The organism is Myxococcus eversor (genome assembly GCF_010894455.1).
Lineage (GTDB): Bacteria > Myxococcota > Myxococcia > Myxococcales > Myxococcaceae > Myxococcus > Myxococcus eversor.
In genome coordinates this window covers 49827-75525 of sequence record NZ_JAAIXY010000023.1, presented here as the reverse complement: position 1 = coordinate 75525, position 25699 = coordinate 49827, and the positions used below count along the sequence as shown (strand labels likewise).

Below are 25699 nucleotides of genomic sequence, written 5' to 3'. Positions count from 1 at the left end.
GTTCAGGCTTCTTGCGGAGAGGTGCGCATGCCCCCGCAAATCAGTCTCGACTTCGCCGCCGAGTGCGCCGCGCACCCGGCACTGGCGAACTTCCACCCGGTGGTCCGCCGCTGGTTCGCCGAGCGACTCGGCGAGCCCACGCGTCCCCAGGTGGAGGGCTGGCCGCTCATCCAGGCCGGCCAGGACGTGCTCATCGCCGCGCCCACGGGCAGCGGCAAGACGCTCACCGCGTTCCTCGCCGCGCTCGACTCGCTGTTCCGGCTGGCGCTGGAGCGGAACCTGGAAGACCGCACGCAGGTGCTCTACGTCTCGCCCCTCAAGGCGCTGGGCAACGACGTGCAGAAGAACCTGCTCCAGCCGCTGGAGGAGCTGCTCTCACGCGCCCGCGCGGAGGGCTACACGCCCGGCGAGCTGCGCGTGCAGGTGCGCAGCGGTGACACACCCGCGTCCGAGCGCGCGCAGATGGTGCGCCGTCCGCCGCACATCCTCATCACCACACCGGAGTCGCTCTACCTCTACCTCACCGCCGAGCGCGCCCGCGCGACGCTGCGCGGCGTGCGCACCGTCATCGTCGACGAGATTCACGCGCTCGCACGCGACAAGCGGGGCAGCCACTTCACGCTGTCCATGGAGCGATTGAAGGCGCTCACCGAGACGCGTCCACAGCTCATCGGCCTGTCCGCGACGCAGAAGCCGCTGGATGCCATCGCCGGCTTCCTCACCGGCGCGTCCCACCGCGAGTGCCGCAAGGTGGAGGTGGGCCACCTGCGCCCGTGGGACTTGAAGCTGGAGATTCCCGACGCGGAGCTGTCCTCGCTGGCGAGCCACGAGATGTGGGGCCAGGTCTATGACCGCCTCGTGACGCTGGCGGGTGAGCACCGCACCACGCTCATCTTCGTCAACACGCGGAAGATGGCGGAGCGCGTGGCGCATGATTTGGGCGAGCGACTGGGTGAAGGCCTCGTAGCGGCCCACCATGGCAGCATGTCGCGCGAAATCCGGCTGGCGGCGGAGGAGAAGCTCAAGGACGGCCGACTGCGCGTCATGGTGGCTACCGCATCACTGGAGCTCGGTATCGACGTGGGCAACGTGGACCTCGTCGTCCAACTGGGCACCACGAAGGCCATCTCCGTGCTGCTCCAGCGCGTGGGCCGCGCGGGCCACCACAAGGCGGCCATCTCCAAGGGCATCATCTTCGCGATGACGCGCGACGAGCTGATGGAGTGCGCCGCGCTCCTCAACGCCGTGCGCGAGGGGGACCTGGACGCGGTGCGCATCCCCCAGAAGCCGCTGGACGTGCTCGCGCAGCAAGTGGTCGCCGCGTGCGCGTGCGAGGAGTGGGACGAGCGGGCCCTCTTCAGCCTCTTCCAGCGCGCATACCCCTACCGCGACCTGACGTGGGAGGAGTACCAGGGTGTGCTGGAGGTGCTGTCGGAAGGCATCGCCGACCGACGTGGTCGCGCGGGCATCCACCTGCACCGCGACCGGGTGAATCAGCGCCTCAAGGGTCGGCGCGGCGTGCGCATCACCGCGCTCACCAACGGCGGCGCCATTCCGGACACCTTCACCTTCAGCGTCACCGCCGAGCCGGAGGGCAAGGTGGTGGGCACGCTGGACGAGGACTTCGCGGTGGAGTCGTCGCCCGGAGACGTCTTCCTCCTGGGCAGCACCGCGTGGCGCATTCAGCGGGTGATGGGCAGCACGGTGATGGTGGAGGACGCGCGCGGCGCCGCGCCCAACGTTCCTTTCTGGCGCGGCGAGGCACCGGGACGCACGGACGAGCTGTCGCTCCAGGTCGGCCGACTGCGCGACGAGCTGCTCAACCGCGACGACGCGGCCCGCTTCCTGGAGCAGGAGCTGCGCATGCCGCCGCCCGCGGTGGATGCGCTGCTGGGCTACCTGCGGCTGGGCAAGAAGATGCTGGACGCGGTGCCCAGCAATCACCTCGTGGTGGCCGAGCGCTTCTTCGATGAAGCGGGCGGCATGCAGCTCATCATCCACGCGCCCTTCGGCAGTCGCATCAACCGGGCCTGGGGAATGGCGCTGCGCAAGCGCTTCTGCCGCTCGTTCGACTTCGAGCTGCAGGCGGCGGCGACGGAGGACGGCATCCTCCTTTCCCTGGGCGAGCAGCACTCCTTCCCGCTGGCGGACATCTTCGACTTCCTGCACCCGGACCAGGTGGAAGAGGTGCTGGTCCAGGCGGTGCTCCAGTCGCCGTTGTTCGGCACGCGCTTCCGCTGGGTGGCCACGCGGGCGCTGGCGCTCAACCGGATGATGGGCGGCAAGCGCGTGGCGCCCAACCTCCAGCGCGCGCGCAGCGAGGACCTGCTGGCCGCCGTCTTCCCGGCGCAGGTGGGCTGTCAGGACAATCACGGCGGCGGCGACGTGGAGCTGCCGGACCATCCGTTGGTGAAGCAGACGATGGACGACTGTCTGCACGAAGCCATGGACGTGGAGGGCCTGCGCGAGGTGCTCCGCCAGATGAAGGACGGCCGCATCCGTCTGGAGGCCCGCGACGTGCCGGAGCCGAGCGTCTTCGCGCACGCGATGATTCACAGCCAGCCGTACACCTTCCTGGATGACGCGCCGGCCGAGGAGCGCCGCGTGCGCAACGTGGCCTTGCGACGCGCGCTGCCGGCAGAGGACGCGGCGGCCTTCGGTGCGCTGGACGCGACGGCCATCGCCACGGTGGTGGAGGACGCCGCGCCGCCGATGCGCGACGAGGACGAGCTGCACGACATGCTCCTCCAGTGGGTGCTCGTGCGGGACTCGGAGATTCCGAAGGGACTGGCGACTCCGCTGTTCGAGCAGGGCCGGGTGGCGTGGCTGGACCTGCCCGCCGGGCGCTTCCTCGTCGCGGCCGAGCGTGGCAGCGCGGTGCGAGTGCTGTTCCCAGAGGGGGTGACGCAGCCGCCGTTGCCGGTGCTCGCGCATGACCGGCCGGTGGAGCGCGAGGCCGCGGTGCTCCAGGTGGTGCGGGGGCGGATGGAGAACGTGGGCCCCACCACGGTGGCGGAGCTTTCGCGCCTGTGCGTGTTGAGCGAGGACGAAGTCAACGCGGCGATGCATCAGCTGGAGATGCAGGGCACCGTGCTGCGGGGCCGCTTCCGTCCGCTGGAGACGCCGCTCGCGCCGGGAGAGGCGCTGCCCCTGGAGTGGTGCGACCGTCGCCTGCTCCAGCGCATCCACCGGATGACGGTGGGGCGGCTGCGCCGGGAAATCGAGCCGCTGAGCGGGCGCGACTTCATGCGCTTCCTCTTCCGATGGCACCACATGGAGGACGTGGACGCGCTGCGCGGCTCCACGGGACTCATCAAGGCGGTGCGGTTGCTCCAGGGCTACGAGGCGCCGGCCTCCGCGTGGGAGCGCTTCCTCCTGCCCGCGCGCATGCGGGGCTACACGCCGGACATGCTGGAGCGGGCCTGCTACGCGGGCGAGGTGGCCTGGGGTCGGCTGACGATGAAGGACCAGCCGAAGCCCGTGCCGGGACCTCGTCGTGGCGCGCCCGTGTTGCCACCGGAGCCGGAGGTGCCCGCGCCCACGCGCTCGCGTGCCTCGCCCACGCGCAACGCTCCGCTGACCTTCACGCTGCGCGAGGACCTGGAGTGGATGCTCGCGGCGGCGCGGCCTCACGCGGTGCTCGCGGATGGGGACGTGTGGACGCCACCGGACCTCAGTGCGGCAGCGAAGGACGTGGTGGCGGTGCTGGAGCGACGGGGGGCGTGCTTCTTCCAGGACCTGGTGTCCCGAGCGCGACGGCTGCCGGCGGAAATCGAGGACGCGCTGTGGGAGTTGGTGGCGCGCGGCCTGGTGACGGCGGACGCGGTGCAGAACCTGCGCGTGCTCCAGAGCCCGGCGCATCGCAAGCGGCAGAAGCTGCTGCAGCGCGGAGGGCCTGGACGCTGGAGCCTGCTGGCGCCCGCGGAGCCGAAGACGTCCGACGAGGTGATGGACTCGCTGGCGCGCCTGTTCCTCCAGCGCTACGGCATCGTCTGGCGGGATTTGGTGATGCGCGAGGCGCTGGCGCCCACGTGGCGTGAGCTGCTGTTCGTCTACCGACGCATGGAGGCGCGCGGCGAGGTGCGGGGTGGACGCTTCGTGGCGGGGTTCGTCGGTGAGCAGTTCGCCCTACCGGAGGCGGTGGACATGGCGCGCGCGGTGCGGCGGCAGCCTCCCTCCGGCGTGCGCGTGCAGCTCTCTGGCGTGGACCCGCTCAATCTCACGGGCGTGGTGACGCCGGGGCCGCGTGTGCCCGCGATGCCGGGCAATGTCGTCACCTACGTGGACGGTGTGCCGGGCGGCGTGGACGCGCTGGAGGACGAGTCCGAGGAGAACGTTGGCGATGACACGGAGGGCGGCGGCGGGGTGGCGCAGGCGAGCTGAGAATCCGCGTCGGCATGCACTCCCGGTGTTAGGGTCCCCCTCGCTATCTTCAGGAGGGGGTTCTCTCGAATGCGTCGTCTATTGCTCGTTGGATTGTTGCTGCTCTCGGCCACGTCGTGTGACGAGTCCGGCGATGGTCCAGATGCGGACTCCGGCACCGTCGCCGGGACGCTCACGCCGTTCCGCAGCAACGAGCAGTCTTCCGAGGGAGGCGTCTCCCGGGCCACACACCTTCCCTTCGGCAAGGGCGTGCTGGCGAGACTGAAGGAGCAGCTCCGCGGTACGAAGGAGCTGCGGGTGCGTCGCGCGGCGCTGGAGCAGACGGACCCGGGCCTGCCCATCATCCCCGCGCCTCTGGGGCCTCCGCCGCTCGCTCGCGTCCCCCAGGAAGACGCGACGATTCCCGGTGACGTCGTCGTCCGCTTCGAGGAATCGGGCGTGTCCCCCGAGCGCGTGCTGTCCGCCACGGCGCTCCCCGGCTACCGCGCGGTGCACAAGGGCTACGCGAGCGAGCACCTGCACCTGGTGGGCTTCGAGGCGGAGGACGGCCACGCGGTGACGGCGGGCGAGACGCGCGAGCTGGTGTCGAGGCTCGCGGCGGTGCCGGGCGTGCGCTTCACGGACCGCAACCTGCGCATGTACAAGACGGCCGTCCCCGACGACAAGGGCTACGGCCTGCAGTGGCACTACCCCACCATCAACCTGCCGGCCGCGTGGGACATCGAGTCGGGCGCGGACGGCGTGGTGGTGGCCGTCATCGACACCGGCATCGTCTCGCACCCGGACCTCAACGCTCATGTGGTGCAGGGCTACGACATGATTGCCGACCCGACCAACGCGGGTGACGGCAACGGCCGTGACCCGAACCCCTTGGACGAAGGTGGCGATGAGCCACAGGGCGGCTCGTCGTGGCATGGCTCGCACGTGGCGGGCACCGTGGCGGCGGTGACGAACAACGGCACCGGTGTCGCGGGCGTGGCCTGGAACGCGCAGCTTCTGCCGGTGCGCGTGCTGGGCACCAAGGGTGGCAACAGCTTCGACATCGCGGCGGCCATCGCCTGGGCCACCGGTGGCACGGTGCCTGGCATCTCCCAGAGCCCGGCCAGGGCAGCCAAGGTGGTGAACATGAGCCTGGGTGGCACCGCGCCGCCGCAGGCGCTCTACCAGGACGCCATCGACGCCGCCGTCGCGCGTGGCGCCATCATCGTCGTCGCCGCGGGCAACGAGAACGTGGACGCCTCCAACAGCACGCCGTGCAATCAGGAGAACGTCATCTGCGTGGGGTCGACGGGCCTGTCGGGCCGCCGCAGCAGCTTCTCCAACTACGGCGCGCGCGTGGACGTGGTGGCCTCCGGTGGAGAGATGCGCGAGGACCTCAACGGCGACGGGTACGCGGACGGCGTGTTGTCCACCGTGCTGGATGACAACCGGCAGCCCGCGTATGCCTTCTCCCAGGGCACCAGCATGGCGTCGCCGCACGTGGCCGGCGTGGTGGCGCTGATGGCGGCGACGGCGGCCAAGCTGACCGCGGACCTCACGTCGGCCCAGGCGGAGAGCGCGCTGAAGGCCACCGCGACGCCGATTCCCGCCGCGCAGTGCACGGGTGGCTGTGGCGCGGGGCTCATCAACGCGCAGGCGGCGCTGCGCCGCATCCAGAGCACGGACCCCTCGCTGGAGCTGCCCAAGCTGAGCGTGTCGACGACCACGCTCTTCTTCCAGCAGAGCGCGACGCAGCAGCTCACGCTGAGCAACGTGGGAGGCAATCAGGGAGGCAACCTCGTGGTGACGGCCACCGTCTCGGGCCCCCAGCAGTCCGCGGTGACCTTCCCAGGGGGGAGCACCAAGACGGTGCCCGCGTTCGGCTCGACGGCGCTGGACGTGGCGGTGAACACGGCGGGACTGACGGATGGGGACTACGTGGTGACGCTCAATCTCGTGGGCTCCGGCGCCGCGGGCTCCGCGACGGTGGCGCTGAAGATTGGCGTGGGGTCGTCGAGCGATTTGGATGCGGTGGTCGCCTTCGTCTGGCAGGACGCGGTGTCGGGCGAGTGGGAGGCGGCCGACGAGGCCATCACCGTGGCGCGCGCGTCGCGCGGCTATGCCTACTCCCTCGCGCTGGCGCCCAGGACCTACTACGTGCTGGCGACCATCGATGACGACGAGGACGGCGAGCTGTTCGAGGACGGAGAGCGCACGGGCTTCTGGCGCAACATCGACTCCTTCGAACCCCTCGACGTGGAGACCGGTGCCTCCACACCGAACATCAGCTTCGACCTGCTCCCGCTGGCGCCCATCGACGATGACCCGACGCTGGACGTGGGCGCATCATGCGGGGGTGACTTCGACTGCCCGGGAGGGTTCTGCAACACGAACTTCCCTGGCGGCTACTGCTCCCTGGTGTGCAACGCGGCGGCGTGCCCCACGGGCTCCAAGTGCTATGTCGTGAGTACGTCGGGCCTGAAGAACTGTCTGGACAGTTGCTCTCGCGAGGTGGGCACTGGCCGGGGCGACTGCCGCTCGGGCTACCTCTGCTACAGCGACGGCACGGGCAGCGGTTTTTGTCAGCCGAGCTGCATCGGCACGGGCCTCTCCTGCTCGTCTCCCGCGACCTGCCGGTCCGACGGCTTCTGTCGCTGAGTCGCTGTCCGGAGTGAAGCCGGTTCCCGGGGCAGTGAGACCGGGGACCGCCGCGCTCAAGCCGAAGCGCGAGCGCGTTCGAGCAGCACGACGCGGCTGTCCACGTTGAGCACCTGGACGTCGCCTTGGAGGGTGGCGAGCGGGGTGACCCAATGGGCATGGCCGCAGACCACCAGCAGTCCCTTGCGCTTGCTGACGCACTCCCGGATGACGGGACTGCCGCGCAGGCGCGTGCCCTCGACGTCCGGCCCCTGATGCAGCACCAGCAGCTCCGGTGACTCTCGCAACGTCGCGCCGAGCTGTCGCAAGTGCTCCGCCTCGTCGCGCCGCCCCGGCTTGTCCGCGTTGCCGATGATGCCGCCCACGCCCCCCACTCGGAGGCCTTCCAGGTCCACCACGTCTCCGTCGAGCAGGTGGATGCCGGGGCGCTGCTGGAAGCGGGCCTGCTCGCGCGCGCCGCCGAACGTGTCGTGGTTGCCGGCCACGCCCACCACCCAGCGGAAGTGCTCCGCGAAGGCCTGCCAGACGGCGCGCACGTCACCGGAGGCTCCGCGCACGTTCGCATTCGCGTCCGAGTACAAGTCCCCCGCGAGCACCACGCCGATGGTTCCCGGCATCGGCAGCTCGCCCAACTCCCCGAGGATGGCCAGCTCGTCGGCGAGCACCTCTCCGAGCAACGCCACCGCGCCGTCCTGGAGCGCATGCGGGGCCACGCCCTGGAGGTCGGAGAGCACCAGCAGCGCGGAGACTTCATCCGGCAGCGTGTCCACCGTGCCGCGCAGCAGGGGAAACCACACAGTCTGCGTGCCACCTCGCGGCGCGGCGGATTGATAAGGCCAACTATGACTCGGTACTTCGTCCAACGTCAGGATTCGCATGGCGCCCCCGGTCGGCCGCCTCCCCACGTTCCTGACAGGGGCTCCCTCTGGTCCCCGTTGGGATTTAGCCATTCCCTCCGCGCCTGGGTGAGGCCATGTTGGTCTCACCGTGTCCCTGCCGCAGCGACTCAAGACGGAGACCCGCCCCCACCACGAGCGCGCCGAGTCCGCTGTGCGCCTGCTGGAGCCTGGGCTGACGCTCGAAGGCTATCGCCGCCATCTGGAGGCGCTCCACGGCTTCCATCTCCCCGTGGAGGCGCGACTCACCACCGTGCTGGACCTGGCGCTGCCCGACCTGCTCATGCGCGAGCGGGTGAAGGTGCCGTGGCTGGAGGAGGACCTGCGTGGGCTCGGGCATGACACGCCCTCGCTCGCGCGGCTGCCGAAGTGCCCGGAGCCACCGCCGCTGACGGGACTGCCCGAGGCGCTCGGAGGTTGCTACGTGCTGGAGGGCGCCACGCTCGGAGGCCAGCTCATCCTCCGGCACCTGCGCCGCCACTTCGAGGGCGCCCCCGCGGGCGACTTCGTCTTCTTCCGCGCCTACGGAGACGACGTGGGCCCCCGGTGGCGCGCGTTTGGCGAAGTGCTCACGCGTGCGTCCGTGGACGCGGCCGACCCGACCTTCGATGACCGCGTGATGAAGGGCGCCCAGGAGACGTTCGACGCCTTCGAGCGCTGGCTCCGTGGCGAGCTGCCTTGAGCGGCGCTACAGGGACGTCAGGCCGCCGCGCAGCATGAAGTACACCACCACGCCCGTCACCGACACGTACACCCAGATGGGCGCCAGCCACCGCGTCACCTTGCGGTGCCGGGGGAACTCCTTGCGCCACGCGAAGTAGAAGGCCACCAGCGCCAGGGGAACGACACCCATGGACAGCAACACGTGGCTGGCCAGGATGCACAGGTACAGCCCCCGCCAGTCCCCCACGTAGCGCGTGTCGCCGTGCACGTAGTGGTAGGTGAGATAGCAGACCAGGAACAGCGCCGACGCCACGAAGGCCGCCACCATCAGGTACTGGTGCACGCGCCGCGCGCCGCGCTTGATGGCCACCCAGCCGGCGATGAGCAGCGCCGCCGCCGTCGCGTTCAGGCTCGCGTTGACGGCCGGCAGGAAGCGCAAGTCCACGCCCTCCACACCGCTGCGTCGGCCCATCAAGATCCACGCGATGAATGCCAATGCCGCCGCGGAGACGACACCGGTGAAGACATAAAAAGCCCGGTCACTCACTCGGGGCTGAAGCGGAGCAGAGGTGGCGTTCGACATGCGCCCCTATCTCCCGCGACACGTCCGCCGATGCAACCGACACAGTAGCGATACATTGCTGTGCCGACATGTCGGATGAAGGATTCTGTTAGGCCGGCTGGATCTTCTCCCGGTAATTCTTGCATACTCAGTTACGGTCGCCCCCGACCCCCCCCCTCCACGGAGGTTCCCCGTGCTCCGCAAGCGTTGCCTTGCCACCCTGGCTGGCGCCGCCTTGTTCCTGGCTCTGCCAGCCTCCGCCGATGAGGCCGCTGTTTGCGCGCCCGTCGCGAAGGTCCGCCCCGAAAGACATCTGCGGCAGCTGACGCTCGACCTGCTCGGTCGGCCGCCCACTTGGGACGAGTACAAGGCTGTCCAGGCGAAGGGCTCGGTGTCCGAAGAGGACGTCCGCGCCATGATGAATGACGAGTCGTTCTACGCGCGCGTGCGCAACTTCCACCGCGCTCTCCTCCGCTCGAACATCAGCGCGAGCATCTTCGACAACGGCAACTCACGGCTGGGAGGCAACGGCACCACCGCCGCCTTCGGCTTCGCGAACAATCCGTCCACGGCGCTGCGAGGCGTCAACGGTCAGTCCTGCAACTCCGACATCGAGCAGAGCAGCTGCTTGACGACGATGCAGGACCCGCACGCCGCGCCGCTCACGGCCGTGCCGCGCACCAAGTGCACCGACGACATGGGCGTGCCCATGCCCGTCAGCTACGACTACGACACCAACTACTACAGCTGCCCGGAGCTGGCGGTCGCGACCAGCAACGCGGTGACGACCTGCGCCGAGCTCGCCGCGCTGCCCGCGTCCAACGCCTGGGGCAAGTACCGCTACTTCTGCGACAACCGCGGCGCCGCGGCGACCGTGAAGTCGTATCTGTGCACGCCTGACAAGGCTCCCGGCAAGCCTGGCGCCGCGCTGACGGTGGAGGCGACGGACGCCAACGGCTTCGTGGTGTCCTTCGACCATCCGACTCCCGAGACCAAGCCGAACCTCCTGACGCTCAAGCGCTGCACGCTGGACCTCAACCTCAACAACAACGTCAAGGGCGCCTACGCCCCGGTGCGCGGCTGCATCCAGCGCGAGGGCTTCGTGACGAAGCCCGCCGGCTACTGGGCCCCCGAGGGCGCGCCGACGACGGTGAAGGTGTGCGCCGTCGAGGCCCAGGAGCGCGACCAGAATCCCTGGACGCGTGAGTCCTGCGAGACGGCCCGCTTCGCCAATGACCGCAGCTGCGGCTGCGGCGAGGGCATGCGCCGCTGCGGCGTGCCGGCCATCGGCGCGACGACGGACCCGCTCTACGTGCGCAACGTGCACGACTCGCGGGTGACCGCCTTCAACGAGGAGCCGCTGCGCATCGCCGAGTCGGTCGTCCGCCGCGACGAGCCCTACTACAACATCCTCACCACGCGCCGCTCGTTCGTGAACGGCACGCTGTCGGAGTTCTACCGGAAGCGTCAGGGCGTGGGCGTGTTCAGCGCCACCGCTCCGGCGGCGCTGGAGTCGATTCCGGCCATCGCCTACAACGACATGGCGAACTGGAAGGAATACACCCGGGATGAGTCACACTCCGGCGTGCTGACGACGCCCGGGTTCCTCTACCGGTTCCCGACCCACCGGGCCCGCGTCGCCGAGTTCTACGAGGCGTTCCTCTGCAAGACCTTCGTGCCGGGCTCGGAGGCCTCCCTGCCCAACCCCGAGGATGCCTGCAACCGCGAGAACAACCTGGCCAAGCGCTGCGGCTGCAACTACTGCCACGCCACCATCGAGCCCACCGGCGCCCACTGGGGCCGCTACGCCGAGCGCGCCGCGCAGTTCCTGCCTCCGGACCAGTTCCCGCGCTTCGACCCGAAGTGCCGCGACTGCGCCATCAACGGCGACACCAACTGCGGCGGCGAGTGCTCCCAGTACGTGATGCAGGCGTATGACGGTGACGGCGCCAGCAGCCTCGGCATGCTCAAGACGTACCTGTACCGCACGGCCGACGAGGAGCAGAACATCGAGGCGGGCCCGCGCCTGCTCGTCGAGCGCATGTACCAGTCCGGCGAGCTCGAGCGCTGCACGGTGAAGCGCGTGTGGAACGAGTTCCTGGGCCGCCCGATGACGGCCGAGGAGCAGCGGATGTACCTGGCGCCGCTGGCCAGCGACTTCGCGAAGAATGGTCACCGCTTCAAGGCGCTCATCGAGCGCGTGGTGACGACCGACGCCTACCGGAGGATTGACTGATGCGCCGCGTGCTCCTGACCGCCGCGTTGCTCGCGCTGAGCGCCGGCTGCAACAAGTCCTCGGAAGAGAAGCCCGGTCCCACCCTGGACGGGCAGCTCGAACCTGTCGCCAACCCCCACCAGCCCGGGGACTTCGACCCGCTGCCGGACCCGGAAGAGCAGGGCGGTAGCGTGGGCCGGGCCCCGCGCCGCCTCACCGTCTCCCAGCTCGACGCCGCCATCCTGGAGGCCGTCGGCCGCCGCTGGGTGAACGGTGGCGACGGCATCGACGCGCGCGCCTCGTCCCTGGGCCGCGCCGACTTCGCCCTCGTCTCCAGCGAGAACACCGAGCCCAACCTGGTGTTCGCCAAGTTCCTGGAGGATGGCGCGCGCTTCGTGTGCATCGCCCAGGCGGCGGATGAGGTGAAGCAGGCGGATGCCTCCAAGCGGACGCTGTCGCGCACGCTGCCGGGCACCTGGGATGACCTGCGCAAGCTGACGGATGCGCAGGTGCGAGAGTTCCTCGTCTACAACTCCCTGCGCTTCTGGGGTGCGCCCCTGGAAGGCGAGGAGCTGACGAAGTGGGCCGGCTTCTTCACCCAGGCCTCGGCCCGGGCGGAGACTGCCAAGCGGCGCGCGGACGCGTTGGCGGTGACGTGCATCGCCATGCTGACCGACTCGCGGTTCATCACCTACTGAAGCTCGGAGTGACTTCGATGAAGAAGAATCGCCTCGACGAGAACCACCGTCCCGAGCGCCGCACCTTCCTCAAGGCCGCGGCCGGCTTCATGGGCTCCACGCTGCTGGGTGGACTGCCCTTCCGTTCCTTCGCGCAGGCGGCCTCGCTGGCCCCGGCCGACCGCTGCTTCGTCTTCGTGTACTTCAACGGCGGGTGGGACCAACTGCTCGCCTTCGACCCGAAGGACCCGGACGAATTCACCGCGGACCGCGCGGCGGAGACGCGCATCCTGCCGGGCTACAACCTCATCAACGATGCGCGCTTCTCCGCCATCCCCCTGCGCCCGGAGAAGTCGGGCGTGGGCCGGTCCAACATCGACTTCGGGCCCGCGGTGGGCAAGCTGTCGGAGCACTTCGACCTGATGACGGTGGTGCGCGGCATCAACATGAACACGCTGGGCCACGAGGTGGGCTACCGCTACTTCCTCACCGGGAAGATGCCCATCGGCAGCGCGGCGCGCGGCTCCTCCACGGCGACGGAAATCGTGGGGCAGATGAAGCCCCGCGTGCCCATCTCCAACATCGCGTTCAACGTGGAGTCGTACAACGACCGCTACCCCGGCTACGCCAACGCGCTGCGCGTCAGCCGCAAGGACGACCTGCTGCTCACGCTCAAGCCCAGCTCGCAGATGCTGGACAGCGAAATCGAGAAGCAACTGGTCGACTTCCGGGGCCAGCCCATCACCTGCGAGGAGGCCGCCTACGGCGCTCGCGGCGTGGGCACCACGTACCAGAACAGCCGGGACCAGATGCAGCAGGTGATGGCCCAGAAGCTCGAGGAGTCGTTCAAGTTCGAGCTCAACACCCCGGAGATGGCGGCCGTCCGGGCCGCCTACGGCCTGGACCAGAGCGGCCGGTACGACACCGAGGCGGGCCGTGCCGCCATGGTGGGCACCGCGCTCAAGCGGGGCATCGCCCAGTGCCTCACCATCAACCTCACCGGCGGCCTGGACACGCACTTCGGCACCCAGCTCACCCACGCGAACAACCAGCGCCGCGGCTTCGACGCGCTGGCCAGCCTGGTGGCCGACCTGCGCGCCAGCGGTCACCCGTCGGGCGGGACGTTCATGGACCACACCACCATCATGGTGTTCTCCGAGTTCTCCCGCACGCCGCTCATCAACAGCGCGGGCGGCAGAGACCACCACATCTCCAACTCCTGCATGCTCATGGGCGCGGGCGTGAAGCACAACTACGTCTTCGGCAAGAGCGGGGACATCGGCATGTCGCCGGGCACGTTCGACCTGCGCACCGGCGCGCTCGACCCCCGGGGTGAGAACATCTTCCCCGAGCACATCATCGCCACGGTGCTGGCGTCGGCGGGCCTGGACTACAGCATCACCCGCGTGAATCCCCTTCGCCCCATCCTCGCCTGAGCCGCATGCGCACCCATCCCCGAGCCCCCCGGGAGATGGACGAGGGGCGGTCCGCCGCCCCCGTTCTTCTTCGTCTCCTTCCTCTCTGCGCCGCCGTCCTCCTCACCGCGTGCGGCGACGAATCCCTCCCGTTGGACCGGCCTCGGCCCGTCTCCTTCCGGCCCGTCGAGGTCCGGTCGAAGACGGCGCTGGCGTCGGCCCCGGGCTTCGCGGACCAGTCCGGTGGCGGCATCTTCGCCAACACCACCGGCACCGTCGTCCGCATCCGGCTGGACGGCTCGCTGGGAGCGCTCGCGCCCCACCCGGGCAACAGCGCCGAGCTGGGCACGGTCAACGCCGTGTTCCGCATGGGGCCGCACAGCGCGCTGGTGGAGGCTCGGAACGGCCTCTTCCTCGCCGAGTCGGGGTGGCTCATCTCCCCGCCGTGGCGTGACGCGCTGGGCCTGGGCATCACCGCGACGACGCAGTCCGCGGACGGCGCGGTGTGGCTGGCGCATCCCACGGGCCTGTTCCAGCTTCGCGACGGCACGCTGTCCGCGCTGAAGGTGAAGGGCGAGGCGCTCACCGGAATCACCGCGCTGGCGGCGGCCCCGACGGCCGAGGGCTCCGCGGGCGTGTGGTTCCTGCGTGACGGCAAGCTGCACGTCGCGGTGGCCACCAGCCTGGTGCACTTCGACGTGCGCGAGGCGGGCGCTCCGCTCGAAGAGGGCGAGGTCGTGGAGTCGCTGGCCGGACTGGGCCCGGGACTGGGCACCGCCGGAGAGCTGTGGCTGCTCACCAACCAGGGCCTGCTGCGCCGGCCGCGAGAGGGTTGGCGTCGGGTGTCCCTGCCGCAGCGGCCGGTGCAGTTGCTCGCGTCGGGCCGCTTCCTGTGGGTGAAGTCGAGCGACGCGCTGCTCCTGTACGACGCGGACGCGAACGAGTGGGGCCTCGCGCAGGGCATCGACACGCGCGAGTTCCGCTTCCTGTCCGCGGACGAGAGCGGCTGTGCGTGGGTGCAGCTCGGCGGCGAGACGGTGGCGGTGAGCCGCTCTCCGGCGCCGCGCGTGACGGGACTGCATCAGGGCATGCAGGTGGTGGAGGACGGGCTGGTGGTGCGCGCGGTGATGCCCACCGGCGTGAATCCCGAAGCCGTCGTCTTCCAGGTGGGCGGCGTGGAGTTCCCCGCCACGGGCGAAGGACCGGTGTACAGCCTGGGAGGCCAGGAGCCGGACGGCACCCCGAAGCCGTACTCCTTCGCGGGCCTGGAGGCCGGTCGTCAGGCGCTCGGCGTGGTGGCGCGCTTCCTGGATGGCACCGAGGCCAGGCGCCTGGTGCCGTTCGACTACCAGCCCGTGAGCACGGTGGCGTTGAGCTGGGCGACGGACATCCAGCCCATCTACCTGTCGCGCTGCGAGAAGTGCCACTCCACCGGCCCCGGCCGGGCGCTCAACACGTACGAGTTGTGGAAGGAGAATGCGCCGCTCATCACCGCCTCGGTGAGAGACCAGCGCATGCCCGCGGATGGTCCGTTGGACCCTCAGCTCATCTCCCTCATCCAGCGCTGGGCCGCGTCCGGCGCGAAGCCCTGAAGCCCTCCGTCGCACCCGCCTGACCCCCTCGAGGCACACCATGATTCGATTCCCTCGCGCGGCCCCCCTCCTCGCGCTCCTCGTCGCGGCCTGCTCGGACGACCTGGACCCCGCGCGTGAGAACGAGCCTCCTCCGGAGGTGGACCAGTGCACGGGCCGCGCTCCGCTGACCCTGCGCGCCGAGCCCCCTCGCGTTCGCGTGGGCAGTCCGGTGTCCCTCATCGCCTCCGGTGGCAGCGGGCAGTATCGCTACCGGCTGGAGGAGGGAGGCTCGTCCGGTGAGCTGCGAGCGCAGCGCTTCATCGCGGGGCACACCCCGGGCACCGACACGCTGGTGGTGGAGGACGCCCGCTGCGAGGGGGACGCCCGCACCACGCTGGAGGTGACGGCGCTCTTCGACGTCGCGCCGGCGCGCGCGCAGCTTCGACCGGGCACGTCCTTCCAGGTGGCGGCGAAGGGCCTCCTGGGCTCCGCCCGGTACAACCTGACGCAGAGCCTCTCCGGCGGCACGCTCTCCGCCGACGGCCTCTACACGGCGGGCCCCACCGAGGGGCTGGACCTCATCACCGTGCTCGACTCGCAGACGGGCGACGAGGCCATCCTCCAGTACGAGGTGAGCAAGACGGCCCGGCTCAACGGCGCGCCCGCGTTCCTCGCGGTGCCCTCGGGCTCCTCCGTGCCGCTGGCCACGCGCGGTGGCAGTGACAGGGTGGTGTGGACGAAGGTGTCGGGCCCCGGGACGATTGCCGCCGGACGCATCGGCTTCCTGGCGGGCGACACGGGCGCGGCGGTGCTCGAGGCGGCCGACCCGTTCACCGGAGACAAGGCGTCGGTGACGGTGGTGGTGCTGGACGAGCTGACGCGGCCGGGCCTGGCGCACGGCCGGCTCACGGATGCCGCCACCCTGGTGACGGCGGACTTCGATGGTGACGGCACGCTGGACCTCGCGGTGGGCCAGCGCGAGAGCGACATGGGCCGGCCCACGGGCGGCGCCGTGTTCATCTACAAGGGCGGCAGTGGGGGCCTGGAGGCCCAGCCGCTGTGGGTGCTCACGGGCGACACGGACACCGCGCAGTTCGGTGACGCGCTGGCCGCGGGTGACTTGGACGGTGACGGACGCGCGGAGCTGGTGGTGTCCTCGCCGGGCGCCGACGTGGCCACGAGCAACGCGGGCGCGGTGTACCTCTACACCTTCAAGGGTGGAGCGCCCGCGCCGCTGCGCTTGCAGCTCGCCGGCCTCTTGAGGGATGCCGCGTTCGGCGCGGGCCTGTCCGTGGCCGACATGGATGGCGACGGCAAGGTGGACCTGGTGGTGGGCTCTCCCGCGGGAGACCTGGCGCCCAGCAACACCATCCGCGCGCGCGGCACCGTGGACATCTACCTGGCCACGCCGAGCGCGCCGGTGCCGGACCTGCCCACCATCCGCCTGGGTGGCTCGGACCTGTCGCCCGCGGGCGTGCCCATGGCGCGCACCGGCTCCGACCTGGGCCGCGCGCTGGTGACGGCGGACTTCAACAAGGACGGGCGCCTGGACATCGCCGCGCTCAGCCGCGTGTCCCGCTACACCGCGGAAGGCGCCGTCTCCGGCACGCAGGTGGCCATCTCCGTCTTCTTCGCGCGCTCCGAGGGGATTCGCTTCAGGGCGAGCCCGGATGTGTACGTGCTGCCCGCGAACCTCGCGGACTCCAATGAGGGCACGTGGCGCCTGGCCGCCATCGCCGGAGACGACACGCGTCCACCCCTGCTGATGGCGGTGGCGGACCGCGCGGACTCGCCGGACCTGACCGCCAGCGGCGGCGTGCGCTCCGGCGCGGACTCGGGAGGCGCGCTGCTGTTCGATTTGAGCGCCTACGCGCCCACGGGTGACCCGGCCATCACGCCGCCCCAGGTGAAGCGCGAGGAGGCCTTCGCGCGCATCTACGGGGACACGGCGGGTGTCGTCGCGGGACGCAGCTTCGCGGTGCTCGACGTGGACGGCACGCCGGGTCCGGAGCTGGTGCTGGGCGCGCCGTATGCCGCGCCTCCCGGGCCGGGCGGCACCACGCTGCGCTTCGGCGGCAAGGTGCTGGTGTATCCCCTGTCGACGCTGACCCGAGGCGCGGTCATCAACAAGTCGCTGACGGCGCTCAATGGCGCGGCGAAGTCGGACACCCTGGGCTCGGGCCTGGCGGTGTGGCGCCTGGCCGAGGGTGATTCGCTGGCGGCCTTCTCCGGTCGTTCCTCGTCCGAGCAGGGGGCCTTCACCGGCCGCGTGGAGCTGTTCCGCCGAGGCGGCGCCTCGCTGGCGGAGTGGGCGCGCACCAGCGCCAACGTGCCGGCGAAGCCCAGCGTGGAGCGCGTGGGCGAGCAGGTGGCGGTGGCGGTGGGCCCCAAGGGGGCCGTGGCGCTGCTGGGCGCGCCGGGCTGGTCGGGTGCGGGCGCCAACGGTGATGGTGACGCCATGTCCATCGGCCGGGCCTACGTGCGCGAGGTGGCCCGGGCCGCTCCCGCCGTGGTGGTCGAGGAGGGCGCGCCTTCCCCGCACAAGGCGGGCCGCACGGTGGGCATCGACGTGGCCTTCACGGACTTCAATGGCGATGGTCGGCCGGACTCGGTGGTGGGCGCGCAGGGCTTCGTCGTGCCAGCCAGCAACAGCGCGGAGCTGGCGTCGACGTACCAGACGGTTCGACCCGAGTGCCTCACCACGGGCACCCAGTCCGTGGGCGGCGTGCTGGTGTCGCTGGGGCAGGCGGATGGCTCGTTCAAGCCCGCCTATCGCGTGTGGGCGCCGCTGCTGATTCCCACCTGCACGCCGGAGACGGACGCGAAGTGCAGGCGCTCGGCCCTGGGTCGCGGACTGGTGGGCGGCTTCGACTTCAATGGCGATGGCAAGGAGGACGTAGGCGTGCTGCGCGACAGGGGCATGGAGGTGTTCCTGGGCCGGGCTCCGGACGATGCCTCGCTGACGAAGCTCACCATGACCTGTGACTCGGTCTACTCCTGGCCCTCCCTGGCCCTCCAGACGAGCGCGCCGACGTCGCTGGGGGACATCAACGGGGACAGCTGCGACGACCTCGCGTGGCGGTACGCGGAAGGCGCTCGCTCCGGCGTGGCCATCCTCTTCGGCTACAACGCGGCCGGTGGGCGCTGCGGCGGTCGCACCACCGCGACGGTGTGGCGCATCGCGGGCGACAGCGAGGTGCAGCTCAACAACCTCGGCCTGGGCCTGGCGATGACCCGCGCGGGCAAGGTCATGGCCAACGCCGGCGGCACGACGGGGGACCAGCGGGACTTCCTGGCCATCAGCGCCACCGCGGTGCCTTTCAACGGCGTCACCCAGCCCGTCGTCCTGCTCTTCGACAAGGCGCAGCTCACGACGGAGATGGCGAAGAAGCAGGCCGCTGGCAGCCCGCTCGTGCTGGGCGCCTTCGGAGATGGGCTGACGCCGGTGGTGCTGGTGCACAAGTCGCGCGCGGTGGGCTTCGGCACGGCGCTGGCGGGCAACGTGGACCTGTCGGGCGACAACGTTCCTGATTTGGTGGTGAGCGCGCCGGGCGCCTCGGAGGCCTCGGATGGTGGTGGCGCCGTGTTCGTCTACGCAGGCGCGCCCAACCTGAACGGCGCGCTCTCGCCGTACTTCACGATTGTGGGCGACGGCGCCGAGCGAGCACAGGTGGGGCAGGACCTCGCGCTCGTGCCGGGCTCGGGTGGAACCCCGCCAACAATGGTTATCGGTGCACCCCGGAGCTTCCGGACAGGAACGCAGAACGGGACAGCGTTCGCGTTGCCGCTGCGCTTCTAGCGCGGGGCCATTGGGAACCGCGCGCGGCCGGGCCTATCCTGGGCCCGGCCTCATCGCGGGAGTCTCATGGCAAGGGATTGGGAGCAGGAGTGGAGTCACGGCGAGCAGCGTGCGTGGCTGGAAGCGCCGGACATTCTCTGGGCGCGCTTCCGAGGGGCCATCACCGAGGACACTTCGCGCTGGTCCTGCGGTCTCTACAAGACGCTGTCCGCTGACGGGCGCTTCTACCTGGCGGCGGACATCACCGACTCGCAGCTCAGTCCGGAGTCCCGCCGCTACCTGGTGGACCACGCGAAGGCGGACTGGTTCCTGGGCATCGTCTACATCGGCGCGGCGCTGGAGCAGAAGGCCACCACCAAGAGCCTGATGGTGGGCTCCATGCTCAGCGGTGGGCGTCCGCTCGACGTGCGCTACGTGGACACGCTCGACGAGGCCCGTGCGTGGCTTCAGGAGCACCGCTCGCGGAACGCCTCGCGGTAGAGCCCGTGGTTCAGTGAGACGTGCCCTCGTCGGCGGGACGAGGCGCGGTTTCCTTCGGCAGCGCGTTGGCCAGCGCGGCGCCCCCGAGGATGAGGGTGCCGCCCACGACGAGCGACAGTGTGAAGGGCTCACCGAGGAAGGCGACGCCCAGCACCACCGCCACCAGCGTGTCGAGCAGGGCCATCGCGCCCAGCGCAGTGAGCGAGATGCGCGGCAGGAGCCAGTAGAGGCACAGGTACGTGAAGGCCGTGCCGAACACCGCCAGGTAGAAGACGGCGCCCAGCGCGCGCGGCGTCCAGTTTCCGGGCGAGCCCGACTCCAGCAGGAAGGAGAGCGCGAGCAGTGGCACCGCGCTGCTGAGCGTCTGGCCGAACACGAGTATCTGCGCGGGGACATGAGCCATGTATCGCCGGGCCAGCACGTTGGCCACGGCGATGACGGCCACGGCCACCAGCGTCAGCACAACGCCGAGCAGCACCTTGCCAGACAGCTCCAGGCCCTCGACGCCCGAGGCGTGGAGCACTCCCACGCCCACCGCGCCCAGGCCCGCCGCGAGCAGCTTGCCCGGCGTCAGGGGCTGGTCCGGCATCAGCACGCGCCCGATGAGCAGCAGCCACAGGGGGAAGGTGGAGAACAGCAGCGCGGCCCAGCTCGAGGGAATCCACTGCTGCGCGAAGAAGAGCAGGCCGAAGGGCACGGCGAGCTGGAGCAGGCCCAGCGCGGCGATGCGCCCTCCGGTGCGTGCGTCCACCCGTCCCCGTGCGCGCGCGAAGGGCAGCAGGAAGAGTCCCGCCACCAGCATGCGAGTGCCGAGGAAGCGCAGCGGCGGGAGGTCCTCCAGGCCCACCTTCACCACGGACCAGGTGGAGCCCCACAACACGAAGCACGTGCAGTAGGCGAGGGCGACCTTGAGCGGGCCGGCCGGCTTCACGGTGCCGGATGCGGTGGCGGAGTCCATGGTGGCGTCGCCATAGCACCCGCTTCGGGCGCGTGCACCGAAGCGCTTCACGTGCGAGGGAGGGCAGGCGACCGGGCGTCAGTCAGGCAACCGCCGCGGGTGCTTCAGCGCGGGGGCGAACAAGTCCCCCACGGCGTCCAGGCGCTTCTTCAGTGTGCGGAGATTGAAGCGCGCGGGGTCCAGTCTCCGAGTCACCTCGCTCCACTTCAGGGGCGCGGAGAAGGGCGCGGCCTCGCGAGCGCGAAGCGAGTAGGGCGCGACCACCGTCTTGCCGCGCGCGTTCTGGCCCGCGTCCAGATAGAGCCGGCCCTTGCGCGCCTCGATGCCGCGCACCGTGGTGGCCAGGTCTCCCAGCCGGGCCTCCAGCGCCTGGGCCAGCGCGTTCGCATGGGCCTGGACCTTCGCGTAGGTGTGTCCCGGCGCCAGTGGAATGAGGACATGCAGGCCGCGCTTGCCGGAGGTCTTCGGGTAGCCCTCCAGGCCCTGCTCCTCGAGCAGCTCGCGGAGCGCGAGCGCCACTGTCACCACGTCGGACCAGCCCCCCTTGCCTGGGTCCAGGTCCATGGCGAGGAAGTCCGGCTGCGAGAGCTTGGGCGCGTGACTCAGCCACATGTGCAACGTGAGTGCGGACTGGTTGGCGAGCCAGAGCAGGGGCTCCTCGCCGTTCACATTCACGTGTCGCAGGGACTTCTCCACATGGCGCACGCTCAGCGTGGGCACCCAGGAGGGAGTTCTAGACAGCTCGTGCCGGAAGAAGCCCGGGGCGGCGATTCCCGCGGGCCACTGCTGCACGGAGATGGGGCGGTCCGTGAGGATGGGCACCAGCAGCGGCGCCACCTCGCGGTAGTAGGCGAAGACGTCCGCCTTCGTCAGCCCGGTGCGAGGGAAGAGGACGCGGTCACCGTGGGTGAGCTTCGCGAGCCCTGCCTCGGGTTCCTCGCGGCGCTCGGGTGCGGACGTCCTTGCGACCTGCGCCCGGGGTGCACGCAGCTCTCCGGTGGCACGGCGGGTCCCCGTGCGTGTCGACCGCGAGGAGGCCGCGCGCTGCTTCGTGCGACGAGGTGTCGTGTGGGCGGCCTTGGACTCACTGGGAGCGGGCCGCTCACGCACTACCTCGTAGACATGGGTGTCATCTCCTGCTTCCTCGGTCCGCGCGAGCCGCGCCAGCATGGGCGCACCCATCCGCTCCAACAGCTTCTTCGGCGTCCGGGGCACCGCCGCCGCGCGGCTCGGGCGTCCAGCGCTTGCCTTGCGAGCCACGGCCTTCTTGCGACGGTAGGCGCGGAGTCGTGCGTTGGAGCGGTTCACGTCTCAACGGTTGGCATCCGGAGCGCCTGTCGCAATGTCGAGCGGGCGCGGGCTCGGCGCGGAGAGTCACCAGCCGACCAGGCCCCTTCCGGCTCGCCCCGTCACCGATGGCTTCGCGCGAGTGCGGTCCGCCCTGGCTGACGGCGAGCGAGCGCGTGCGCATCTGTATCCGGGAGGATGCATGGGCACCGAGGCCGTGGGCTGGTTCAGTTCCTTCGTTCTGTTGATGACCCTGGGAACGCAGATCCACAAGCAGTGGAAGTCAGGCTCCAGTCAGGGCGTCTCCAAGTGGCTCTTCGTGGGACAGATGACGGCGTCCCTGGGCTTCACCGTCTACAGCGTGCTGGTGCGCAACTGGGTCTTCGTGGTGACGAACGCGCTGCTGCTGGTGAGCGCCGTGCTCGGGGAGCTCATCGTCCTCCAGCACCGCCGCGGAGCGCGCCGCTCCGCCGCGCCCGCCTTGCGTCCGGCGCGGCCTCCAGTCTGAGCCGCTGCCCGCTTGCCCGGCATCAGGGCAAACGGACCTGGGACTTCCGGGACGGGTTGGCCTTCGGGAAGAGGCTTCTCACATTGCACGCGACCCTGGCGCGGAGGAAGTCGACATGGCCGAGAAGTCCGAGGTGGCACGACTGCGGAGCCTGGCCCAGCTCGACGCGGATGCGGTGGGCGCGTACGACGCGGCGCTTGCTCGAATCCCGGAGCCGCTGGTCCGCGAGCGGCTCGGCGGGTTCCGTGCCGACCACCTTCGCCACGTGCAGGAGCTCAACGGCTTCATCCACCACTTCGGTGGCGCACCGGTGGACCTGCGGCCGGACCTGAAGGGCGCGGCGATGAAGGGGCTCACCGCGATGTCCAGCATGATGGGCACCGAGGCGGCGCTGGTGGCCATGCTCGGCAACGAGGAGTTCTCCAACCGGGCCTATGACCTGGCGCTGCGCTTCGACTGGAGCCCCGACGTGCGTGTGCTCATCGAACGGCACCGCGAGGACGAGCGGCGCCACATCCTCTGGATTCGCGAGGCCGTCCGGACCCGCCCCTGGGAGCGGGCCTCCGCCCATGAGGGTTCCGAGGTCCAGGCCTGACCCCTGGAGGCGGGCGGGGTTGCGCCGTCCGATATGTGAGACACATGCCGCCGTTCTAGGCTTCCGGACAGGGATTGCCTGGAGGCGGCATGGTTCGCTGGGTCGTGGTCTTGGCGTGTGCGTTCATGGTGACGGGCTGCGCGGCCCATCGCAGTGAGCTGGATTATCCGGACCGGGAAGCCATCTATGACCGGCCGCTCGCGGAGATGTGGCCGGAGGTGCGCGGGTTCTTCACGCGCAACGAGCTGCCCTTCCGCGAGGACACGGGCAGCATGGTGCTGGAGACGGAGTGGCGGCAGGAGTTCGGAGGCTCGAAGATTTCGGGCTTCTTCCACCGGTACATGGTGGTGGGCCGACGCGAGACGCCCACGTCGAGCAAGCTCCAGATTTTCCGCATCACCAAGAGCCTGAACAAGACGCTGTCGCCCCCGGGCAACCAGATTGACTGGGGGGTGAGCCGGAGTCTGGCGGGGCCCGGGGCCGACCCGGCGCTCGCTGGGATGAGCGCCGAGGACGCCGAGGAACGGCTGGCGTTCCCTCGGGGAGAGAACGGGTTCTTCGCCGAGTCGGGGCAGGGCCAGCGCGACATGGTGATGGAGTGGCGGGTGTTCCGAGAGGTGGCGCCCGTGCTGGCGAAGGAAGAGAACGCGCCCAAGCCGGTGCAGGTGGCCAAGGCGCCGAACGCGAAGGAAGCGCCGTCGAAGTTCGCGGTGGAGTGCGGTCTGCCCATCATCGGCCTGGGCAAGCAGGCGAAGCCGGGCGCGGTGCTGCTGCTGGGCGAGATGCATGGCACGCAGGAGGTGCCGCGGTTCGTGGCGCAGACCGCCTGCCAGGCGACGGTGGCGGGCATGCCGGTGACGGTGGGCCTGGAGCTGCCGCTGGAGAATCAGGGCCGGGTGGATGCGTTCCTGGACAGCGAGGGTGGGGAAGAGGACTGGCTGAAGCTGATGGAGGCGCCCTTCTGGCGCAGCCCGTATCCGGACGGTCGTGGCAGCGCGGCGATGGCGAACATGCTGGAGCACCTGCGTCAGTTGCGCTCGCAGGGCCTGGACGTGGACATCTTCGTGTTCGACCACCCGAAGGCGAACGGGCAGCAGCGTGAGGACGCGATGGCGGCGACGGTGGCATTCCAGGTGGAGTCGAGCCCCCAGCGCTTCCACGTGGTGCTGTCGGGCAACATCCACTCGCGCACCAAGAAGGGCCTGCCCTGGGACCCCCAGCACCGGCCCATGGGCTTGCTGTTAAAGGAGAAGCTGGACGACGTGGTGGCGCTGGACATGGCCTACGCCACGGGGACCACGTGGATCTGCTCGGTGGACTCGAAGGGCGTGCGGGACAGGCTGGACTGCGGCGTGCGCGAGGCGAAGGGCAAGGACAACGGCGAGCGCTACTTCGTGCACACGTGGGACTCGGTGAACTCGGAGGGCTACCACGGGGTGTTCTACGTGGGCGCGGTGAACGCGTCGGCGCCGGCCATCCGCGTGGGTGAGCAGGGCCCGGGCAAGGAGGGCAGCAAGAGTCCCTTCATGCAGGAGGCAGGGACGCTCGCGTCCTCGCGCTGATTCGGGGGCGATATGCCACCCTCCAGGTCGCGTTCCATTCTGGGAACGTGAGATCCGGAGGGTGGATGCGCTCGGTACTGTATGCGGTGGTGTTGTTGGCCTGGAGCCTGGCGGGCTGTTCGGCCCACCGGAGTGACTTGGAGATTCCGGACCGGGAGGCCATCTACGACCGGCCGCTCGCCGAGATGTGGCCGGAGGTGCAAGGCTACTTCACGCGCAACCAGCTCCCCTTCCGTGAGGACAAGGGCAGCATGGTGCTGCAGACGGAGTGGAGGCAGGAGTTCGGAGGCTCGAAGATTTCGGGCTTCTTCCACCGGTACATGGTGGTGGGCCGACGCGAGACGCCCACGTCGAGCAAGCTCCAGATTTTCCGCATCACCAAGAGCTCGAACAAGACGCTGTCCCCTGCTGGCAGGCAGTTGGACTGGAGCCCCTCGCGGCACCTCATGCGGAGCAGCGAGACTGACGCCGCGCCGACGTCGGGAGGAAGCGAGCCCCTCACCACCGCCGAGGACTGGGAGGAGGTCATCGATGCGCCGCGCGGAGAGAACCTCTTCATCGAGTCGGCTCAGGGCCAACGAGACTTGTTGATGGAGTGGCGGGTGTTCCGCGAGGTGGCACCGCTGCTGGCGAAGGAGGAGAACGCGCCCAAGCCGGTGCAGGTGGCCAAGGCGCCGAACGCGAAGGAGGCGCCGTCGCAGATTTCCATGGAGTGTGGTCTGCCCATCATCGGCCTGGGCAAGCAGGCGAAGCCGGGCGCGGTGCTGATGCTGGGCGAGCTGCACGGCACCCGCGAGGTGCCGCGCTTCGTGGCGCAGACCTCCTGTCAGTCGACGGTGGCGGGCATCCCCGTGACGGTGGGGCTGGAGTTGCCGCTGGAGAATCAGGGCCGGGTGGATGCGTTCCTGGACAGCCAGGGCGGGGAGGAGGACTGGCAGAAGCTGATGGAGTCGCCCTTCTGGCGCAGCCCGTATCCGGATGGCCGTGGCAGTGAGGCGATGGCGAACATGCTGGAGCAGTTGCGCCAGTTGCGCTCGCGGGGCCTGGACGTGGAGGTCGTCGTGTTCGACCACCCGAAGGCGAACGGGCAGCAGCGCGAGGACGCGATGGCGGCCACGCTCATCCACCAGGTGGAGTCCGCGCCCCAGCGCTTCTACGTGGTGCTGTCGGGCAACATCCACTCGCGCACCAAGAAGGGCCTGCCCTGGAACAAGCAGCACCGGCCCATGGGCTTGCTGTTGAAGGAGAAGCTGGACAACGTGGTGGCGTTGGACATGGCCTACGACACCGGCACCGCGTGGATCTGCTCGGTGGACTCGAAGGGCGTGCGGGACAGGCTGGACTGCGGCGTGCGCGAGGCGAAGGGCAAGGACAACGGCGAGCGCTACTTCGTGCACACGTGGGACTCGGTGAACTCGGAGGGCTACCACGGGGTGTTCTACGTGGGCGCGGTGAACGCGTCGGCGCCGGCCATCCGCGTGGGTGAGC

The 25699-nt window shown here is 70.1% G+C and carries 17 protein-coding genes; 13 read left to right on the top strand and 4 right to left on the bottom strand.

Annotated elements, in window-relative coordinates; translation table 11 throughout:
* Positions 1-27 precede the first annotated feature (27 nt).
* Positions 28-4383, top strand: coding sequence for a DEAD/DEAH box helicase (locus G4D83_RS36040; protein WP_163869434.1), 4356 nt, complete (start codon positions 28-30; stop codon positions 4381-4383).
* Between the two features lie 69 nt (positions 4384-4452).
* Positions 4453-7020, top strand: a complete 2568-nt coding sequence (locus tag G4D83_RS36035; protein ID WP_163869433.1) for a S8 family peptidase — start codon at positions 4453-4455, stop codon at positions 7018-7020.
* A 56-nt stretch (positions 7021-7076) separates the two neighbouring features.
* On the opposite strand, the gene G4D83_RS36030 is transcribed toward G4D83_RS36035, so the two are convergent.
* A complete protein-coding gene (locus G4D83_RS36030) occupies positions 7077-7817 on the bottom strand; it encodes a metallophosphoesterase family protein (RefSeq protein ID WP_240357013.1) in 741 nt (246 codons plus the stop codon).
* Positions 7818-8007: 190 nt separating this feature from the next.
* Here G4D83_RS36030 and G4D83_RS36025 point away from each other — a divergent pair, with 190 nt between their 5' ends.
* Positions 8008-8598, top strand: coding sequence for a biliverdin-producing heme oxygenase (locus tag G4D83_RS36025; RefSeq protein ID WP_163869431.1), 591 nt, complete (start codon positions 8008-8010; stop codon positions 8596-8598).
* Between the two features lie 6 nt (positions 8599-8604).
* Here G4D83_RS36025 and G4D83_RS36020 read toward each other — a convergent pair whose 3' ends face one another.
* Positions 8605-9162 carry a DUF420 domain-containing protein gene (locus tag G4D83_RS36020; protein ID WP_163869430.1) on the bottom strand — a complete coding sequence of 186 codons (558 nt, stop codon included), beginning with the start codon at positions 9160-9162 and terminating at the stop codon, positions 8605-8607.
* Positions 9163-9334: 172 nt separating this feature from the next.
* Between G4D83_RS36020 and G4D83_RS36015 the strand changes: the two genes are divergently transcribed.
* The 6 genes from G4D83_RS36015 to G4D83_RS35990 all read left to right on the top strand — a co-directional run bounded on the left by G4D83_RS36015 (position 9335) and on the right by G4D83_RS35990 (position 19301).
* A complete protein-coding gene (locus G4D83_RS36015) occupies positions 9335-11377 on the top strand; it encodes a DUF1585 domain-containing protein (protein WP_163869429.1) in 2043 nt (680 codons plus the stop codon).
* Positions 11377-12054: a hypothetical protein gene (locus tag G4D83_RS36010; protein WP_163869428.1), complete on the top strand. Its 678-nt coding sequence runs from the start codon at positions 11377-11379 to the stop codon at positions 12052-12054. The genes G4D83_RS36015 and G4D83_RS36010 overlap by 1 nt, the downstream gene beginning before the upstream one ends.
* A gap of 17 nt (positions 12055-12071) precedes the next feature.
* Positions 12072-13469, top strand: coding sequence for a DUF1501 domain-containing protein (locus tag G4D83_RS36005; protein WP_163869427.1), 1398 nt, complete (start codon positions 12072-12074; stop codon positions 13467-13469).
* A gap of 5 nt (positions 13470-13474) precedes the next feature.
* Positions 13475-15040, top strand: a complete 1566-nt coding sequence (locus tag G4D83_RS36000) for a hypothetical protein (protein WP_163869426.1) — start codon at positions 13475-13477, stop codon at positions 15038-15040.
* Between the two features lie 40 nt (positions 15041-15080).
* On the top strand, positions 15081-18821 hold the full coding sequence (locus G4D83_RS35995; RefSeq protein WP_163869425.1) for an FG-GAP-like repeat-containing protein: 3741 nt from the start codon (positions 15081-15083) through the stop codon (positions 18819-18821).
* Between the two features lie 66 nt (positions 18822-18887).
* Positions 18888-19301 (top strand): hypothetical protein, encoded by a 414-nt coding sequence (locus G4D83_RS35990; RefSeq protein ID WP_163869424.1) that lies wholly within the window; start codon positions 18888-18890, stop codon positions 19299-19301.
* A gap of 10 nt (positions 19302-19311) precedes the next feature.
* Here G4D83_RS35990 and G4D83_RS35985 read toward each other — a convergent pair whose 3' ends face one another.
* Positions 19312-20259 (bottom strand): DMT family transporter, encoded by a 948-nt coding sequence (locus G4D83_RS35985; RefSeq protein WP_163869423.1) that lies wholly within the window; start codon positions 20257-20259, stop codon positions 19312-19314.
* Between the two features lie 78 nt (positions 20260-20337).
* On the bottom strand, positions 20338-21567 hold the full coding sequence (gene ligD, locus G4D83_RS35980) for a non-homologous end-joining DNA ligase (protein ID WP_240357011.1): 1230 nt from the start codon (positions 21565-21567) through the stop codon (positions 20338-20340).
* Positions 21568-21748: 181 nt separating this feature from the next.
* Here ligD and G4D83_RS35975 point away from each other — a divergent pair, with 181 nt between their 5' ends.
* The 4 genes from G4D83_RS35975 to G4D83_RS35960 form a co-directional block, all read left to right on the top strand.
* Entirely contained in the window at positions 21749-22054 is a 306-nt protein-coding gene (locus tag G4D83_RS35975; protein ID WP_163869422.1) for a PQ-loop repeat-containing protein, read from the top strand.
* Positions 22055-22169: 115 nt separating this feature from the next.
* The gene (locus G4D83_RS35970; RefSeq protein ID WP_163869421.1) at positions 22170-22649 is read left to right on the top strand and encodes a ferritin-like domain-containing protein; all 480 of its coding nucleotides are present in this window, start codon (positions 22170-22172) and stop codon (positions 22647-22649) included.
* An 89-nt stretch (positions 22650-22738) separates the two neighbouring features.
* The gene (locus tag G4D83_RS35965; RefSeq protein WP_240357009.1) at positions 22739-24211 is read left to right on the top strand and encodes a ChaN family lipoprotein; all 1473 of its coding nucleotides are present in this window, start codon (positions 22739-22741) and stop codon (positions 24209-24211) included.
* A 65-nt stretch (positions 24212-24276) separates the two neighbouring features.
* Positions 24277-25699 (top strand): hypothetical protein (locus G4D83_RS35960; RefSeq protein ID WP_163869420.1); only part of this gene is annotated, 1423 nt, incomplete at its 3' end.

Coding starts and splice junctions, on each gene's coding strand:
- G4D83_RS36040 (WP_163869434.1), top strand. CDS start 28: ATGCCCCCGCAAATCAGTCTCGACTTCGCCGCCGAGTGCGCCGCGCAC.
- G4D83_RS36035 (WP_163869433.1), top strand. CDS start 4,453: ATGCGTCGTCTATTGCTCGTTGGATTGTTGCTGCTCTCGGCCACGTCG.
- G4D83_RS36020 (WP_163869430.1), bottom strand. CDS start 9,162: ATGTCGAACGCCACCTCTGCTCCGCTTCAGCCCCGAGTGAGTGACCGG.
- G4D83_RS36010 (WP_163869428.1), top strand. CDS start 11,377: ATGCGCCGCGTGCTCCTGACCGCCGCGTTGCTCGCGCTGAGCGCCGGC.
- G4D83_RS36005 (WP_163869427.1), top strand. CDS start 12,072: ATGAAGAAGAATCGCCTCGACGAGAACCACCGTCCCGAGCGCCGCACC.
- G4D83_RS36000 (WP_163869426.1), top strand. CDS start 13,475: ATGCGCACCCATCCCCGAGCCCCCCGGGAGATGGACGAGGGGCGGTCC.
- G4D83_RS35995 (WP_163869425.1), top strand. CDS start 15,081: ATGATTCGATTCCCTCGCGCGGCCCCCCTCCTCGCGCTCCTCGTCGCG.
- G4D83_RS35990 (WP_163869424.1), top strand. CDS start 18,888: ATGGCAAGGGATTGGGAGCAGGAGTGGAGTCACGGCGAGCAGCGTGCG.
- G4D83_RS35985 (WP_163869423.1), bottom strand. CDS start 20,259: ATGGACTCCGCCACCGCATCCGGCACCGTGAAGCCGGCCGGCCCGCTC.
- G4D83_RS35975 (WP_163869422.1), top strand. CDS start 21,749: ATGGGCACCGAGGCCGTGGGCTGGTTCAGTTCCTTCGTTCTGTTGATG.
- G4D83_RS35970 (WP_163869421.1), top strand. CDS start 22,170: ATGGCCGAGAAGTCCGAGGTGGCACGACTGCGGAGCCTGGCCCAGCTC.
- G4D83_RS35965 (WP_240357009.1), top strand. CDS start 22,739: ATGGTTCGCTGGGTCGTGGTCTTGGCGTGTGCGTTCATGGTGACGGGC.